The 15,711-nt window shown below is 27.5% G+C and carries 14 protein-coding genes and 1 riboswitch; of the genes, 6 read left to right on the forward strand and 8 right to left on the reverse strand.

Annotated elements, in window-relative coordinates:
• Nucleotides 1-72 precede the first annotated feature (72 nt).
• Both BPP43_RS06425 and BPP43_RS06430 read right to left on the reverse strand, forming a co-directional pair.
• Entirely contained in the window at nucleotides 73-1,137 is a 1,065-nt protein-coding gene (locus tag BPP43_RS06425) for a Leu/Phe/Val dehydrogenase (protein ID WP_015274505.1), read from the reverse strand.
• Between the two features lie 191 nt (nucleotides 1,138-1,328).
• Nucleotides 1,329-2,687, reverse strand: coding sequence for an 8-oxoguanine deaminase (locus BPP43_RS06430; protein ID WP_015274506.1), 1,359 nt, complete (start codon nucleotides 2,685-2,687; stop codon nucleotides 1,329-1,331).
• Nucleotides 2,688-2,706: 19 nt separating this feature from the next.
• Nucleotides 2,707-2,803: riboswitch (purine riboswitch) on the reverse strand.
• Between the two features lie 318 nt (nucleotides 2,804-3,121).
• On the opposite strand from BPP43_RS06430, the gene BPP43_RS06435 reads away from it, so the two are divergent.
• Both BPP43_RS06435 and BPP43_RS06440 read left to right on the forward strand, forming a co-directional pair.
• Nucleotides 3,122-3,877, forward strand: a complete 756-nt coding sequence (locus BPP43_RS06435; protein ID WP_013244597.1) for a hypothetical protein — start codon at nucleotides 3,122-3,124, stop codon at nucleotides 3,875-3,877.
• Nucleotides 3,878-3,898: 21 nt separating this feature from the next.
• Nucleotides 3,899-4,525: an MBL fold metallo-hydrolase gene (locus tag BPP43_RS06440; protein WP_015274507.1), complete on the forward strand. Its 627-nt coding sequence runs from the start codon at nucleotides 3,899-3,901 to the stop codon at nucleotides 4,523-4,525.
• Between the two features lie 421 nt (nucleotides 4,526-4,946).
• On the opposite strand, the gene BPP43_RS06445 is transcribed toward BPP43_RS06440, so the two are convergent.
• From BPP43_RS06445 to BPP43_RS06460, 4 genes are read right to left on the reverse strand one after another with little or no spacing between them, the layout of a single operon-like run.
• Nucleotides 4,947-6,149 (reverse strand): ABC transporter substrate-binding protein, encoded by a 1,203-nt coding sequence (locus BPP43_RS06445; RefSeq protein WP_015274508.1) that lies wholly within the window; start codon nucleotides 6,147-6,149, stop codon nucleotides 4,947-4,949.
• A gap of 24 nt (nucleotides 6,150-6,173) precedes the next feature.
• Nucleotides 6,174-6,986 (reverse strand): ABC transporter permease, encoded by an 813-nt coding sequence (locus BPP43_RS06450; protein WP_013244594.1) that lies wholly within the window; start codon nucleotides 6,984-6,986, stop codon nucleotides 6,174-6,176.
• On the reverse strand, nucleotides 6,983-7,798 hold the full coding sequence (locus tag BPP43_RS06455; protein ID WP_013244593.1) for an ABC transporter permease: 816 nt from the start codon (nucleotides 7,796-7,798) through the stop codon (nucleotides 6,983-6,985). The genes BPP43_RS06450 and BPP43_RS06455 overlap by 4 nt, the downstream gene beginning before the upstream one ends.
• The gene (locus tag BPP43_RS06460; RefSeq protein WP_013244592.1) at nucleotides 7,795-8,853 is read right to left on the reverse strand and encodes an ABC transporter ATP-binding protein; all 1,059 of its coding nucleotides are present in this window, start codon (nucleotides 8,851-8,853) and stop codon (nucleotides 7,795-7,797) included. Before BPP43_RS06460 ends, BPP43_RS06455 begins: the two co-directional genes overlap by 4 nt.
• Nucleotides 8,854-9,310: 457 nt before the next feature.
• On the opposite strand from BPP43_RS06460, the gene BPP43_RS06465 reads away from it, so the two are divergent.
• A complete protein-coding gene (locus BPP43_RS06465) occupies nucleotides 9,311-9,802 on the forward strand; it encodes a hypothetical protein (RefSeq protein ID WP_013244591.1) in 492 nt (163 codons plus the stop codon).
• A gap of 24 nt (nucleotides 9,803-9,826) precedes the next feature.
• Here BPP43_RS06465 and BPP43_RS06470 read toward each other — a convergent pair whose 3' ends face one another.
• The gene (locus BPP43_RS06470) at nucleotides 9,827-11,188 is read right to left on the reverse strand and encodes an MATE family efflux transporter (protein ID WP_015274509.1); all 1,362 of its coding nucleotides are present in this window, start codon (nucleotides 11,186-11,188) and stop codon (nucleotides 9,827-9,829) included.
• 26 nt (nucleotides 11,189-11,214) lie between these two features.
• Nucleotides 11,215-11,658 (reverse strand): hypothetical protein, encoded by a 444-nt coding sequence (locus tag BPP43_RS06475; protein WP_013244589.1) that lies wholly within the window; start codon nucleotides 11,656-11,658, stop codon nucleotides 11,215-11,217.
• Nucleotides 11,659-11,843: 185 nt separating this feature from the next.
• Here BPP43_RS06475 and lepB point away from each other — a divergent pair, with 185 nt between their 5' ends.
• From lepB to queA, 3 genes are read left to right on the forward strand one after another with little or no spacing between them, the layout of a single operon-like run.
• Entirely contained in the window at nucleotides 11,844-12,890 is a 1,047-nt protein-coding gene (lepB, locus tag BPP43_RS06480) for a signal peptidase I (RefSeq protein WP_013244588.1), read from the forward strand.
• Between the two features lie 13 nt (nucleotides 12,891-12,903).
• A complete protein-coding gene (locus BPP43_RS06485) occupies nucleotides 12,904-14,547 on the forward strand; it encodes a hypothetical protein (RefSeq protein ID WP_015274510.1) in 1,644 nt (547 codons plus the stop codon).
• Nucleotides 14,548-14,585: 38 nt separating this feature from the next.
• Nucleotides 14,586-15,662, forward strand: a complete 1,077-nt coding sequence (queA, locus tag BPP43_RS06490; RefSeq protein WP_015274511.1) for a tRNA preQ1(34) S-adenosylmethionine ribosyltransferase-isomerase QueA — start codon at nucleotides 14,586-14,588, stop codon at nucleotides 15,660-15,662.
• The last annotated feature ends 49 nt before the right edge of the window (nucleotides 15,663-15,711 follow it).

Raw genomic sequence — 15,711 nt, forward strand, 5'->3', positions numbered from 1 at the left:
TATTTTAAAAAATATCTACCATTTCGGTATTTGTATAAAACAACCTTATATTGCAAAATATAATTGTATACACTACTTTCTTATGTACCTTGAATGTATTTCGCCTATTGATTCTATTCTTTGTATAGCTAATTTATCTGCTGCTTCATTAGTAGAAATATTTTCTCTGTCTGATATTTCAAAAATCTCTAGTATTCTATCATAAATTTTCTCTGTAGCACTTTTTGCTGCTTCATAATTATAAACAGGATTTTCCATAGCTACGTTTATAACTCCTCCTGCATTTGCTACATAGTCAGGAGCATATACTATTCCTTTTTCTTTTAAAATCTTTCCATGATGAGATTCTTTAAGAACATTATTAGCAGAACCAGCTATAACCTTACATTTTAATTTTGGTATAGTTTCATCATTAATAATAGCACCAAGTCCGCAAGGAGCAAATATATCAACATCTTGTTCATATATAGCATTAACATTAACTTCTTTAGCCTTATAAAGTTCAACAACTTTTTTTACTTTATCGCTGTCAATATCAGATACTACTAACTCAGCATTATCCTTAGCCAAATAATCACATAAAACTAAACCCACATGTCCAAGTCCCTGAACAGATATTTTTTTACCACCCAAATTATAGCTTCCAAATGCCTTAAAAGCACTAGCCTTCATAGCCATATAAACACCATAAGCTGTCATAGGTGAAGGGTCTCCTGATTTACTTCTAAGCCCTGCAACAAAACTAGTCTCTTTAGCAACATATTCCATCTCTTCTGTGCTTGTGTTTACATCTTCAGCAGTAATATATCTTCCGTTTAAAGATTCAATAAATCTTCCGTATGACCTCCAGAAAAGTTCATTGCCTTTAACCTTTTTAGGGTCTGCTATTATTACTGTTTTACCGCCTCCCAAATCAAGACCAGCACATGCCGATTTTAAAGACATACCTCTTGCAAGTCTTAAAACATCTTCTATAGCTTCACTCTCTGATTTATAATTCCAAAGTCTAGTACCTCCTAAAGAAGGACCTAATTTTGTAGAGTGAATACATGTAATAGCTTTAAGACCTGTTTTACTATCATTGAAAAATACTAGCTCTTCATAATTATATTTTTCCATGTAATTAAAAATTTCCATAGCTTGTATGTCTCCTTAATATAAAATTATCATATGTATTCAAGTATAGTAAGGCTTTAAGCATTGTCAAGATTTTTTGATAATAATTATATTTTTAATTTATTTTTTAAATAATAATTTTTTATATACAATTATTTTAAAATTAAAAATAATATTATATATACTATCTATTTTATTAAACAAAAATTAATTTATACTTTTGATAAATACTTGTTTTCTGTTTCATCAGCAAGTCTGTATATTTTCTCTTCATCTATAGTAACAATTTTGCCTTTTTCAACAACAACTTTTCCATTAACTATAGTATAATCCACACTTCCTTTCCAGCCTATAGTACCAAATAAAGATTTAGCATCAAAGTTAGCACCAACCATTTCTAATCTTCTCATATCTATCATAAATAAATCAGCAGCCTTACCAACTTCCAAACTTCCTATATCATCACGTCCTAAAACTTTAGCTCCTCCATTAGTAGCAATTTTTAATATATCATAAGCACTAGGAGCTTTATCACTTGAATTAAGCCTATGAAGCAAATAACAAACCCTCATCTCTTCAAGCAAACTAGAACCGTCATTACTAGCACTTCCATCAACAGCAAGTCCAACAGGCACGCCTAGCTTAAGCATTTCAGGTATTTTGCAAACTCCAGAACTTAACTTCATGTTTGATATAGGGCAGTGTGCTACTCCTGTTTTTGTATCAGCCAAATATTTTAGCTCTTCATCATTAAAGTGAATGCCATGTGCATACCATACATCTTCACCAACCCAGCCCAATGTTTCCATATATTCTAAAGGACGCATATTAAACTTTTCTCTTACAAATACTTCTTCATCTTTAGTTTCGCATAGATGTGTATGAAGTCTTACTTTTAAATCTCTTGCCAAAACTGCAGATTGTTTCATTAATTCACCCGTTACATTAAAAGGAGCACAAGGAGCCAATGCAACCATACTCATAGAATATTTTGAAGGGTCATGATATTTTTTTACCACTCTCTCACAATCTTTTAAAATTTCGTCTAATGACTGAACAACAGAATCTGGAGGAAGTCCGCCGTCTTTTTTGCTTAAATCCATACTTCCCCTTGAAGCGTACATTCTTATCCCTAAATCTTTAGCTGCTCTAAATTGAGAATCCAACAACATTTCTGAGTTTTTTTGCGGAAACAAATAATGATGGTCAAAGCAAGTAGTACAGCCTGTTTTTAATAATTCTCCCATTGCAGTCATAGAACTATAATAAACAACATCATGATTTAAATTCTTCCATATTTCATAGAGATTAGTAAGCCATTCAAATAATTCCATATTCTGTACTTGAGGAAGGTTTCTTGTAAATATTTGAAATAAATGATGATGAGTGTTAATGAGTCCAGGATATACAAAACAGCCTGAAGCATCAATTACTCTATCAGCATTTTTTTCTTCTTTGCCAATATAGGTTATAACTCCATTTTCTATTAAAATATTACTATTATTATGAACTCTATCATTATTATCACATGTAACTATTGAAGAAGCATTTTTTATAAATAGACTTGACATATAAATCACCCCTTTAATTAAAATAAGGCACAAAACTTATAGTCAATTATTTAGGTAATTGGTAGAAACGTTCAGCCGTATTATGAACTTATATAAGCATAAATATTTTGCCCATATATAAGTATAGTGCTTTTTTACCCTATGTCAATTAAATATAATAATTTTTATTTACATACCCCGCCCTATATATTTTTTGCTTCGTTTTTTAACAACAAACTAACTTTTTCTTTATTATTTCACTAAAAATGCAAAACCAACCCAAGCTTTTATTATTATTTGAATCTCTATTAACGCACGGTAAATGCATTTATACTTATAAAAAAAATTATCATTATTAATCAACTTATATATATAAATACTCTCTGCGTGCGGTAAATAATATATTTTTCTCTTTTATATATTGAAATTTGTACTATTAAGTTTATTATATAGCAATGAAAAAATTAATAATTATTTTTATAGTATTTACATTTAATATTCTAAATGCACAATATTACTCATATACAAATATAAAAAATTTACCTAAAAATGAATATTTTACTTACAAAGGAATATCTTCAAAAAAAGATAAAGCAATAATTATATACACAGAAACTTCTATTGATAAAAACTACTGGAATATAAAAGAAACATACATTAGAGGAAATGTAACAAATAAATTAAAAGACCCTTTTAAACTAAAAGAAAGTTTCTTAACTAATGTAAGAAAATCAGAAACATACTCCACAATAGATTTAAAAAATATGCGTACAGTATATGCCAAAAACATAGATTATTATGAGTTTGGAAATACTGAATATACATTTGATATAAGAAATAAAATAAATTATACAAACAATTCCGGAAGCTTAGCAATATTTTCTATGTATGGAATATATCAAATTGCAAGGGCTTATCCAATAGGTTCTACAAATCAAATGAGTATTATCATGCCAACATCAAGCCCAGACAGTAAAATTAGAGCCTATGTTGTATATAATGGAATAAAAAAAATAGACGTTAATAATAATCAAAAAAATGCTTATGAGATGGAAGTAAAAATTGAAGGCATACCTTTTTCTATATTCCTTCCAAAAATGGGAGCATATATAGAAGAAAATGATGATTCAAGAAAAATAATAAAATATAATTCTATTACTGGAATGTTTGATAATATAGATATATATTTAACTGATTATAAATCTAAATAAAAATTACGGAGATAAAAACTAATGAGTGAATTAAAAGTAAGCTGTATTAACACTAATATGTATGGAATGAACTCTTATATAGTTTCTGTAGAAGATGAAGCTATTATAATAGATATTGCAAAATTATCATTTGGATATGATGATTATAAAAAGCTTTTAGACGGTAAAAAACTTGTTAATGTATTATTTACACATGGGCACTTTGACCATATGTCTGGTGCTGATGATATAAGAGGTATTTATAAAGATACAAAGCATGGTGTACATAAAGATGATTATGACTTCTTTCAAGATGCTGATTTAAATGCAAGCGGATATTTTGGAAGCGGAATTAAATGCCAAAGCCCAGAAATAAAGTTTAATGATGGGGATACTTTCAAATTAAAAGACAAAGAGTTTAAGGTAATACATACTCCAGGACACACAAGAGGAGGAGTTTGCTATTATACAGAAGGTCATTTATTTTGCGGAGATACTATATTTGCATATGGAATAGGAAGATACGATTTAGCTACAGGAAATTATGCAGAACTTGAAAACAGCATAACAAATATAATATATAAACTCCCAGATGATACGTTACTTTATCCAGGTCATGATGCTTATGGATTTAAATTATCGCAAAGAAAGAAGATGGGCATAATGTAATTTATTTATAAATATAAAAGATAATAAAAAAGCATGTACATAAAAATACATGCTTTTATTTTTTATAAAAATATACTGAAATATTTTAAGTTTACCAATTTTATATTGTTCTTTTTCCCGCCTTCGCGGTGCGGACTTCGTCAAAGAACCAAAAAGTGCAAATTATATAGTTAATATACAATCTACTAATTATATTGTAACATATAAAAATGCAGTTCTTTTGGTTCTTTTATACCAATACCGAAGGCACTTCCTACGGTCGTAAAAGAACTGGGGGTATGGGGGCAAAGCCACCACAAAAAAAACAATAAAATAATTTTTTTGACAAACTAAAAAATTTTTAGTATATACCTAAAGAAAAAATGCAATAAAAAAGCATGTACATTAAAATACATGCTTTTATTTATCTACAAAATAATTATTAATTTTCTCTTCTCTTTTTCTTTCTCAAAACTATTATAGCTACGCATAAAGCTACAACTACAATCAAAGATATAGGAACAACCCAACCGCCGTAAGTTGAATCATCTGATAATATCTCATTCCAAAGCTCTTCCATAAGCAAGTTTGTTTCATCTGGTAATGTTATATAAACTTCACAATTGTCAAGAACCTCAGCAGGCGGATATATTAAAGGATTATTTTTTACCTCATCGCTCATAATATTTATAGCAGCATTATTAGGAGAACCATAATTTATATATTCTATATTAGCTAAAGCAACCTCTGCCTCACATAAGAAATTTATATAAAGTTCAGCAGCCTCAACATTTTGAGCATTTGAAGGTATACATATAGCATCTACAAATAAATTAGCTCCCTTCTCTGGTATAACAAATTTTAAATCAGGATTATTGTCTATCATAGAAAGAGAATCTCCAGCATAATAAACACCAAGTGCAGCCTCACCTGACTCCATTTTATCATATATTTCGTCCATTACATAAGCCTGAACTAAAGGTTTTTGCTCTTTTAATATTCTTGCAGTCTCTCTTAATTCCATTTCATTAGTAGTGTTTAATGAATAGTTTAAATAAGCCTGTGCTACTCCAAAAGCATCTCTTGGATTATAATACATAAGTATTTGACCTTTATATTTATCATTAAAAAGTATATTCCAATCTACTATATCTTCTGTTACTTTTTTTGTATTATATATTATTCCATTTACCCCCCAAGTATATGCTATAGAATATTCACCTGTTGGGTCATAGAGTTGTTTATAAAATCTGCTGTCTATATTTTTAGCAGCTGGTATGTTATTGAAATTTATCTTTTGTATAAGATTTTCTTTTATCAATTTTGCTATCATATAATCTGAAGGTATTATTATATCATAAGCAATGCCGCCAACTTTTAATTTTACATAAAGCTCTTCATTTGAAGCAAAAGTTGAATAATTTACTTTTATACCTGTAAGCTCTTCAAACTCTTTGTTAATATCCATAGATTCATCAGAACCATCAGATATATACTCGCCCCAGTTGTATACGTTTAAAGACATATTCTTATCTTTAAACTTCTGATAGTAGTTTAAATCGAGCTTGCTAGTATCAAGTGTTTGTCCATTCAATGAATAAAAACACATAGAAACTAATGCAAAACTAAAAAATAATTTTTTCATTTTTTGTTATTCTCCTTTTAACTATTAATTATTTTTATTAAATTTTCTTTTGAGCTGTGTTAAATATTTTTCTTTTTTTATCTCTTTAATATTAATAACTACTAAAGTGATAAGCACTATAGTAAATATTACAGTAGATATAGCATTAATTTCCGGACTTACTCTTTTTCTAGTCATAGAATAAATTGTTATAGGAAGAGTTTGCGAAGTGATACCGGAAGTAAAATAACTAACAACAAAATCATCTAAAGAATAAGTGAGAGCCATTAAAAAACCAGCTATAATACCAGGAAATATATCAGGAATTACAACCTTCCAAAAAGCCAAAGTAGGAGTACAACCCAAATCTAATGCCGCTTCATACAAACTGCTGTCTTGCTGTCTTAATTTTGGAAGAACATTTAATATTACATAAGGTATATTAAAAGTAATATGAGCAAGTATCAAAGTTGTAAAACCGAATTTCAATTTCATTATTACAAATAAAAGCATTAATGAAACACCAGTTACTATTTCAGGGTTAATTATAGATATATATGTAACACCCATAATAGCACTTTTCATTTTTTTGTTGAAAGAGCTTATCCCAATAGCAGCCATAGTTCCTATAATTGTAGCAAGTACAGATGAAACAGCAGCTACTATAATTGTGTTTAAAAAAGAAGTTAATATCAAATTATTTGAAAAAAGTCTTTCATACCATTCAAAAGTAAATCCTGTAAAAACTCCGCGTCCTCTTGCTTTGTTGAAAGAAAAAAATATTAATATAGCTATAGGAGCATATAAAAACAAAAATATAAAAGCAATATATGTTCTAGAGAGTATTTTTTTTATCATAATAGCATACCCTCCACATCGTCATCATCATCAATCTGCTGCATAAGAAGTATAGCACATAATGAAATTACAATTAAAACTAAACTAATAGCAGAACCCAAATTAGGATTATAAGACATTCCTAAAAATTGCATCTCTATCAAATCACCTATAAGTATGTTTGAGCCTCCACCAAGCATACGAGAAATTACAAACGTACTTACCGCTGCAACAAATACCATAGTAACGCCAGAAGCCATACCAGGCAAACTTAAAGGAAAAACAACCTTTGTAAATACATTAAAAGAATTAGCACCCAAATCTTGAGAAGCCTCTATTAAACTTTTGTGTATTTTTGTCATTACAGAATATAGAGGAAGTATCATAAAAGGCAAATAGTTATATATCATCCCTATAAGCACAGCCCATTGAGTATTTATAAGCTTTACAGGTGAAAGCCCGAAAAAAATCAAAGCCTTATTAATTAAACCATTTTGCTCTAATATGGTCATCCAAGCATATGTTCTTAATAAAAAGTTCATCCACATAGGAAGCATTACAAGCATTATTAAAGCATGCTGAACTGTTTTGTTTTGTCTTGATATATAATAAGATAATGGATAAGCAAGTATTAAGCACACCAAAGTAGACACAAAAGCAAGCATAACAGAACGCATTATAACAGGGGCAAATGTAGAAACATCTGCAAAATTTTTTATAGTAAAATCCCCTCTCTGATTAGTAAAAGCAAAATATATAACCAAAACTAAAGGCACCAATATAAAAACTAAAGTCCAAATAAGATAAGGTATAGCAGGTATTTTTGTTTTCATAAAAGTACCTCCTCTTCCTCTCTTTTCATTATATGAATATTTTCTTTAGCTACATCAATACCAATCTCAGTACCAGCTTCCCATTTTTCTGTAGAATGTATAATCCATTTATAACCATGAGCATCGAGTATCATCTCATAATGAACACCTTTAAATATAGCAGATTCCACAAGTCCAGATATATTAGCATTATCAGCAGGCACTACTATTATATCTTCCGGACGAATAACAACATCAACTTTCTCTAACTTTTCAAAACCCTTATCAACACAATTAAATACATAACCAGCAAACTCAACCAAATAATCTTCATGCATAATACCGTCTATAATATTGCTCTCTCCAATAAAATCTGCTATGAATGCATTTTTTGGTTCATTGTATATATCTTGAGGAGTGCCAATCTGAAGTATTTCACCGTCTTTCATAACTGCCACTGTATCGCTCATAGTTAAAGCTTCTTCTTGGTCATGAGTAACATATACAAAAGTAATTTCTAATGACTGCTGAATTTTTTTAAGCTCTATTTGCATCTCTTTTCTAAGTTTTAAATCCAATGCCCCCAAAGGTTCATCAAGAAGCAAAACTCTAGGCTTGTTTATTAAAGCCCTTGCAATAGCTACCCTCTGCTGCTGACCACCTGATAAATTATTAATATTTCTATTTCCATAATTTTCTAAGTTCACCATCTTGAGCATTTGATGAACTCTATCTTTAATCTCTGCTTTAGGAACCTTTTTGAGATTAAGACCAAAAGCAATGTTTTCAAACACATTAAGATGCGGAAACAAAGCATATCTTTGAAAAACAGTATTTACTTCCCTTTTGTAGGGCTGAGTATTATTTATCACCTTACCGTCAAACAATACCTCTCCAGAATCTGGCTTAACAAAACCTGCTATAGTTCTAAGTATAGTTGTTTTACCGCAGCCTGAAGGTCCTAATAGAGTGAGAAACTCTTTATCTTTTATGTCTAAATTGAGATTTTCAAGTATGGTATTTTCACCATAAGATACATTGATATTTTTTAAAGATACGATAATATTATCGCCCATTACACGACCCCCTATGCGTATATTTACAATAGCCTCCGTAAAATTACGTATATACATGTTAACGTATAAAACGCAGTTTACTCGTCGCTTACCCGCATAGGGTTTTTTTCGTTCTAGCTAATTATACTAATAATAAGCCTTTCTTAGTCAACAGATACACCTGCAAAGAATATCCATTACTCGAGCTATTGCATTATTTTTTTTAATGAAACTCAATATAATACAAATAAAAATAATGTCAATACTATAAATAAAATTTTATTTAAGTTTTTTAATTCTAATTAAATATTTTATAAATATTATTAATATATCAAAAAAACTTCTATAATAAAAAATTATATAAAATTAAATATGAAATCTTAATATACAAATTTGCAATACTATTATAAATTATATATAATCCAATATAGATAGATTTTTAGTTCTATAACAAATTAACATCAAGGAAGTTCATTCTATGAAAAATATCAAAAAAATATCTATTGTTTTAATATCTTTATTATTTGTATTATCTTCATGCGAAACATTACAAAATACAGCAAAAGAAATTACAAGAGAATATATAGAAGAAAATAAACCAGAGATAAAAGTAAAAAAAGCTTCTATTTCTAGTATAACTTTTAAAGATATAACTTTAGATGTGCTTCTAAATATAAAAAATAATTTTCCTTTTGAACTTCCATTAGAAAGAATAGATGTAGAATTAATCAATACAGACAATAAAGTTTTCGCAACTGCTAATACTGTTCAAACTCTAAAAATAGCTTCTAAGCAATCAGAAGATGTTAATATGGAGTTTAATGCTAAATATATTGATGTATTTACTACAGCATTTGGAAGCATAAAAAATAAAAACTTCAAATGCTCCGCTAAAATTACTTTAACTTTTACAATACAAAACATGAAATTCCAAATACCTTATACTAAAGAATTAACTTTTATAGAATAAATAATTTTTAATTTAATTTTTTATCTATTGTGTGATATTTGAGTTTTTCTGCCATTTATTAGATTTATAATAATATAAACTAAATAAAGTATTTATTATATAGCAAATACCCATAGATGCCCATATACCAACAAGTGCAAACTTTCCTGATAATGCATAAGCTAATATTGTTCTTAAAATAAGCGTAGTAGAAGTACTAAAAATCATTATTACTATAGTTTTGCCAGCTCCATTAATTACACCATTACATACAAACATTATAGAATAAAATATAAATATAGGCATTATAGTATAAATATAGCTTTTAGAATATTCAAAAACTTCCAAATCTTTTGTAAACATATTAATTAATAAATGAGGATTAACTATAGAAAATATACTCATCACAGAAGAGATAATTATACCAATAACAATACCATTTTGAAAAATTTCTTTTACTCTATCAAATTTATTAGCTCCAATATTTTGTGCAGACATTGTCATAACAGCATTACCCAAAGCCCCTATAGGCATAATAAATAAAGATTCTACCCTATTTACTATAGCAACCGTAGCACTTGCAGCTTCTCCAAAACTGCTTATAAGCCTTGTTATTATAAGCCAGCCAAAAGCTACTATAAACTGATTTGACGAAATTGGAATTGCTAATTTCATTATCTTTTTAGTTATTTTAATATCAAATGTAAATATAAAAGGGTTAATTTTTATAAAGCTATTTTTTATTCTTAAATATGATGTGCTTATTAACACAGAAATACATTGCGATATTACAGTGGCAATAGCAGCACCCTTAAGCCCCATTGCTGGAATTATAAAAAAGCCCTTTATAAGTATTGGGTCTAATATAATATTAACAATAGAAGATACTATCAAAAATATTAAAGGTCTCACGCTATCGCCAACAGCTCTAAGTATAGAAGATATAAAAAAATAAGAATAAGCAAACGGCAAGCCTATTATAGTTATTCTCAAATAAATAACAGCCATATCTAAAGCATCTTTTGGGGTGTTCATTATTATTAATATTTTTTTAGCAAATATAAACATTAATGAACCCACAGTAAAAAGTATAATAACTCCCAAAGTGGTAGATACCTTTATTACATGGCTAACCGTGTTATAATCTTTAGCACCATAATATTGAGATACTATAACCCCATTAGCCATATTTACACCAAAAGCAAAAGAGCCCATCATAAGTGTTATTGGAAAACTCACAGCAACAGCAGAAAGCCCAAGAGGCCCTATAATATTGCCTATCCATATGCTATCTACTATATTATAAACAACATTTAATGTGTTTGATAACAATATTGGCACTAAAAGTGTGATGAGTGTAGAAGAAACTTTTGACTCTGTGAGATCTTTGCCTATATGATTTGACATATAATTATTATAACCTTCAAAATTAATTAATATCTATTAAAAGTACCGCTATATATTTTATCATTCATAATATTTCTTTTCTCGACCAGCCTAACATTAGCTATATAAATACTTTCATTATAACTGCTCTTTACAAACTCTATTGTTAAATAATAAGTAACACTATCTCCCCTATCATACATATATTTGCTTGCTTCATAAACATCATTCCCAGAAACAGTTTTATGTACAATATCATATTTATAAAAATCTATAGTAATATTATACTGGTCTTTAAATTGCATAGTACCGTCAGAAGCAATTCTTATAATAGAGTTACCATGTATATTATCTGTTCCATATAAATATCCAGACCAAGCTCCTGTATATGTTCTTCCTGTTGTAAAAATAGAAGAAGTGTTTAAATTAATAATACAAGAAGATAAAACTATGCTTAAAAATATTATGAGTAGTATAATTTTTTTATTCATAATTTAATTACCATTTTTAAAACATTATTTTAAAGATAATATATCATAAAAATATAAAGTCAAATATCAAATTTGCACTATAAAAATAATATATATTTTAAAAATTATACATATTATTCAAGTTGATTTTTTATAAATATTATTATACAATAGCACATTAATATTTAGAGAAGGTGCTTATATTTATGGAAAACCCTATAAAAAATATTACAGATATCATAATAGGCGAATGCAGAACTTTTAAACATACCCTAAAAGAAATTTTATACGCAATAGTAATAGTGCTAATTATAAACACATTTTTAATACAAAACTATCAAATTCCAACAGGCTCTATGATACCAATTATTATGCCTGGAGATAGGTTATTTGCAAATAGATTCGTATATGGTGTAAAACTTCCATTTACAGATGGGCTTTTAGGATATAGACTTCCTAAAATCAAATCACCTCAAAGAGGAGACTTAGTTGTATTTAGAGCACCTCCTTCTTCTACTTTTGGCTGCGAATCTTCTATGCCGTACTATGAACCTTCACCTTTGGTACAGATGTTAAAATTGCCTGTAATGGTATTTTCACTTACTCCTTTTAACTGGGACCCTAGATTTTTGCTTGCAGACTTTATAGGTGAAAAACTCACTGGAGGAAAGCATCTTGCTCCTGCTAAATTATTCTTTGGACTTAAAACTGTAGATTTAGACCCTAGAAAAGAGTTTGTTAAAAGAGTAATTGCTACTGCTGGAGAAACTGTTGAAATTAGAGAAAAAAAGATAATTATAAATGGAAATGAAATAGAAGATAAATGGGGTTATTTCTACTATGGAGAGAGAGACTTTGTACCTATTATAGATATATATGGTCCTATTTATGTGCCAAAAAAAGGTGATGTTATAATATTTAAAAAGATTGTTGATAGAGAAGATTATTATAATGACCTTAAATCTTTTGAAGTATATATTAATGATAAAATAGTTAGCGATGATATAAAACTATTTTTCTGGATGAATATATATATACCTTATGCTAAAGACAGACCAGATGAATATATATATAATGTACCTGAAGATTATTTCTTTGTAATGGGTGATAACAGAGACCAAAGCTGCGACAGCAGAATGTGGGGACTTGTGCCTTACAGACTCATTAAGGGTCAGCCTATGATTGCTTGGATACAATCAAAAAGACCTGATGATGTGCCTCAAGGTTTCTTTAAATACTTTATTATAAAATAAGTGAATATATATTATGTATAGCCAAATATCAAAAGATACATTAAAAGAATTATTAAAAATTTGGAAAGCAAAAAATATAGATGATTTGCAAAATAAGACTGATAATATATCTTTGATTTCATATAAGTTTTTTCTTTTAAATAAAGAAGAAAAGGAAATTGTTTATTTTGTCATTAAAAATTATGATAAAGAAATTAATTCTATAGATATTGCATATTCTCTTAAATATACTCAAAAACAATTGCCTATGTTTTTTAATTATGTTGATGATATAAAAAAATCTGGGCTTTTATATTTGAAAATGAAAAGAAGAAAACTTAATGCTAATGATGATACATTAAACTTCCTGCCAAATATTAGAGAATTATTAGAAACACTTATCTTAAAAGAAAATACTAAAAAAATAGAAAACTATATTGATGTAAAATATAATACTTCAACATACAAAAAGTATCTTAAAAAAATAATATCCATATATGAAAATGGCGGCATAATAGAAAATACAAAAATCAAAATTACTAATGATGAATTATTTGACTTATGCAAAGCTAATATTGTTACATTGTACTTTACAAAAGAGAGTGAAAATGCATTTATAGCTATCAATAACATAAATGTATTAAATACTATAGAAAAATCTCTCGAAGATAATGCTGCTTCTTCTATTTTTATATATAATCACCTTAATATATTAAATGATATAGAAAACTTTATTTATGAAGTTGATATTCAAAAAATAAATATAGATAATATTAACTTAGAAGTTTTTAGCAACAATATAGATTATAATACAATAATAGATATTTGCTTGAAGCTTGATTTAATAGTAATAGACAATAAAGGATTTATTTCCTTAGAAAGTGATAATGTAAAAAAATTCCTATCATTAGATATAGAAAAAAGAAGAGACACTATACTAAAACAAATATTTAAAAATCATATAGAATATCAAAATAAAATACTACAAATATTAGAAGATAATGAAAACATTTCTAAAACTAAATTATTATTAGAATTAAAAGAAAAAAATACTATCTCCCCAGAAATGTATAATAATATATTATACACAATGTTTTTATTTGGTCTTGTAGAAGCTTCTTTTTATGAAGGAGCTATTGTTGCATTAAAAAGTATAAAAGACATAAAAAACAATCCTAAAAAATGTTTTATTAATGGCAATTTTGAAATAACTTTAATCAATCATAATGCTTTTGATGATGATTTTATTTATATGTGTAATTTATACTTTGAGCTTAAGAAAAAAATAGAAAGTGTTTATACTTATAAAATCACAGAAGATAAAATATTGAAAGCAAAAACAATTATAAATGAAACTGACTCTAAATATAGTTTTAATAATTTTTTAAGCAAATTAAAATCTGTATTAGAAGAGTATTCTCTTACAATACCAAAACATGTTGAAAGCAATATTAACAGATGGTATGAAAGAGGAATTATATCTTCAATATATGAAAACATTACTTTGATAAATATAAAAGATAAAGATAAACTTGAAGAGATAGTCTATGAGGCAAACAGAAAAGGCATGAACATAAAAAAAATTAATGATGAATATGCTATATTAAAATACAATTCTGTAAGCAAAAAGACTTTAACGAAATTTTTAAGACAAAGAAGAATAATAGTAACTTTTTAATTTTTTAGATTTAACTTTTATAAAAGAGAAATATTTTTATGATAGATTATTTAAATAGAGAAACTTATAATTTTTATTTGCCGGAAAATTTAATAGCTACAACTCCAAATTATGAGAGAGATCATTGTAAGTTAATGACAATTAATAAAAACACAGGAGAAGTGGAACATAAAATTTTCTCCGATATTATTAATTATCTAAATAAAGATGATATATTAGTTCTTAATGACAGTAAAGTAATACCTGCAAGAATATACGCTAAAAAAAACACAGGCGGAAATGCAGAGATACTGCTTCTAAATAAATTCAATAATAGCGAAGATTTATGGGAATGTTTAATAAAAGGAAAAAACATAAAAGAAAATGATATATTATATTTAGATTATAGCCATATAGAAAACATTGGAATAATTGAAGCTTCTATAATAAAAGATAATATATCAACAAAATTAATAAAGTTCTCAAAACCGCTTACTTCGAATATATTAGATACAATCGGTAAAATACCTCTTCCACCATATATAATACAAAGCAGAAAGAAAAAAGGCGAAGAAGAATATAATGATAAAGATAAAGAGTTCTATCAAAATGTATATGCTAAAAATGAGGGAAGTATTGCATCACCTACTTCAGGACTTCATTTTACAAAAGAGCTTTTAGAAAAAATTAAATCTCTTGGCATTACTATTTGCTATGTTACTTTGCATGTTGGTTTTTCTACTTTCAACCCTATAAAAGAAGAAGATTTAAAAAAACATGTTATGCATGAAGAGAAATTTTCTATACCAAAAGAAACTGCCAATATAATAATAAATGCTAAAAAAGATGGAAAAAGAATAGTATCATGCGGAACAACTGTGGCAAGAGTTTTAGAAAGTGAATATAATGATTTTAATTTTAATAGATTAGAAGGCTCTACAAATATTTTTATATATCCTCCATACAAGTTTAAATGTGTAGATGCTCTTATTACAAATTTCCACACACCGCACTCTACTCTTCTTGCTATGGTGAGTGCTTTTGCTGGTTATGATAATATTATGAATGCATATAAAATTGCTGTAGAAAATAATTATCATTTCTTTTCTTATGGAGATGCTACTTTTTTGTATTAACTTAAATGCTTGATTAAATAGTATTTTAGTTTATTATTTTTTAAAAATA

Origin of the sequence: Brachyspira pilosicoli P43/6/78 (assembly GCF_000325665.1) — a bacterium.
GTDB lineage: Bacteria > Spirochaetota > Brachyspiria > Brachyspirales > Brachyspiraceae > Brachyspira > Brachyspira pilosicoli.